At 58.5% G+C, this 1,990-nt stretch carries 3 protein-coding genes; 2 read left to right on the forward strand and 1 reads right to left on the reverse strand.

The window, feature by feature from the left end; all coding sequences use genetic code 11:
• Window positions 1–521 (reverse strand): hypothetical protein (locus tag KDH09_04590; protein MCB0218950.1); only part of this gene is annotated, 521 nt, incomplete at its 3' end.
• Between the two features lie 103 nt (window positions 522–624).
• Between KDH09_04590 and msrB the strand changes: the two genes are divergently transcribed.
• Both msrB and KDH09_04600 read left to right on the forward strand, forming a co-directional pair.
• Entirely contained in the window at window positions 625–1,023 is a 399-nt protein-coding gene (gene msrB / locus KDH09_04595) for a peptide-methionine (R)-S-oxide reductase MsrB (protein ID MCB0218951.1), read from the forward strand.
• 373 nt (window positions 1,024–1,396) lie between these two features.
• Window positions 1,397–1,915 carry a hypothetical protein gene (locus tag KDH09_04600; protein ID MCB0218952.1) on the forward strand — a complete coding sequence of 173 codons (519 nt, stop codon included), beginning with the start codon at window positions 1,397–1,399 and terminating at the stop codon, window positions 1,913–1,915.
• Window positions 1,916–1,990: the final 75 nt, after the last annotated feature.

The raw sequence follows: 1,990 nt of genomic DNA on the forward strand, positions 1-1,990 counted from the left end.
CTTGCTATGCTCGCCCGCTTCCAAATTGGGAAGGCGCCGCCGGAATTGAGGCGTTTTGGGTACCCGAGCACAAATACTTCAGCAGCAACGGTGATCGGGAGTTGTTTGTTCTGGATAAAGTTGTTGATTGCATTCAGTTTTAACCCTGGAATCGCGTCCAGCGGTAGGACCCCGATATCAACCGTGGAACCTGAATCCGGATGCTCGTACCATCGGGCGACGCGAGAATCGTTAAACTGTTCAAAAAGGTGAGTTGACACGATTTTCCATGCCGCGACATTTTCGACCGTAGGGAGCGCGAAGCTTATACGGTCGGGTAGTCCGCAGGTGGGCGAAACAGGCTCGCCTGATTCCGGACTGCGACCTGATAAGTTATGCCAGTTTGTGACGAGATAAGTCTGGTGTTCAAATTCATAAAGAAAAGCCGAAGCCGTAGATAAGCTAGTGTCCCCGAAGAACATTTCAATCGGCACCGTGCTCGTTGAGAAGTGATCAACGATAATTTTGGGTTTGTTCGTCATGCACTCATTCTATCTGGGCGCGTAATATACGTGCCACCCTGTCTTGCATCGCCAGTATTGATCTTCGTAATCTTTCCTTGGTTGATCATACAGGAGCGAACCCATGACCAAGATCCAAAAAACCGAAGAAGAATGGCGCGCGGAGCTGGGCGAGGAGGCCTACCGGATCCTTCGGGAGAAGGGGACCGAGCGGGCCTTTACCGGAAAGTACTGGGACAACCACGAGGCCGGGGTCTATTTCTGCGCCGGCTGCGGGGCAAAGCTCTTTGAGTCGGAGACCAAGTTCGAGTCGGGCAGCGGGTGGCCGAGTTTTTTTGCGCCGGTCGAAGAGGGCGCGGTGGCCGAGGAGCGCGATACTTCCCACGGGATGGTGCGCACCGAGGCCCTGTGCGCTGCCTGCGGCGGGCACCTGGGCCACGTCTTCGAAGACGGCCCGGCCCCCACGGGCCTGCGCTACTGCATGAACAGCGCCTCGCTGAAGTTCGAGCCGGAAGAAAAATAACCACAGATGAACGCAGATAAACACGGATGCGGATACGTCTTCGCCCCGTTCGTCCTGAGTAGCGCTGAGGATCAGCGCGTATCGAAGGGCACAAGGGCCGATGTATTCGGGTGTGGGGCCTGAGGCCCGTATGCCCTTCGATACGCAGCCCTTCGGCCCGCTACTCAGGACGAACGGGGTGGAATCCCCGTAGATCCTGCTCATCCTGTCAATCCTTTTTGATCTGCTCCTTCTACATATCTGTGTTCATCTGTGCCTGCCCTGAGCATGTCGAAGGGGCCATCCGTGGTTCCATTCCCCCTCTGATTCTGGTCATACCCACCAAAATCCGCGTTGTGGTAGGCTTTCCCTTGATATCGAAGGGAGAATTGACATGAGTGAGGAACAGAACACCCCCACGCCGGAGCAGAAAGAGGAGCTCGATCTCTACGAGCGCCTGGCAAAAGAAACCCGCAAGGCCTTTGAAAAGGCGAGCAAGAAGTCGGCCGAGGCCCTCGATGAGTCGCTGGCCTTCGCGCGCAAGGAAATCGACCGGGCCGGCGAGTTCAGCAAGGAACAGCTCGACAAGGCCGAAATCTTCTTGAAGCGCGACCTCGAAGAGACCGCCGGCGACTTCGAGCGCCTGGGAGACAAGGCCAGCGAACTGCTGCACCCCTCGCGCCTTGGCGCGGGGCTGCTCGATCTCTCGACGCAGCTTCTCAACAACGCCAGCGACGCGCTCAAGAAGCTCGCCTCCCGCGCCGACAGCGCGCGCACCTACCACTCGGGCGAGATCACCGGCCCGGGCACCCTGGTGTGCAAGGGCTGCGGCAAGGAAATACACCTGAAAGCGACCGGCCACATCCCGCCGTGCTCGGGATGCGCGAAGACGGAATTTTCGAAGAAATACTGAGCGCCAAAGGCGCCGCCTCGTTACGCTCCCCCGCCGCCGGGGGAGCTGCCCGGCAAGGCCGGGCTGAGGGGGCGC

The organism is Chrysiogenia bacterium (assembly GCA_020434085.1).
Classification (GTDB): Bacteria; JAGRBM01; JAGRBM01; order JAGRBM01; family JAGRBM01; genus JAGRBM01.

What these genes read in the sequence shown, in the direction of transcription:
- msrB (MCB0218951.1), top strand. Translation starts at nt 625, where the DNA reads ATGACCAAGATCCAAAAAACCGAAGAAGAATGGCGCGCGGAGCTGGGC.
- KDH09_04600 (MCB0218952.1), top strand. Translation starts at nt 1,397, where the DNA reads ATGAGTGAGGAACAGAACACCCCCACGCCGGAGCAGAAAGAGGAGCTC.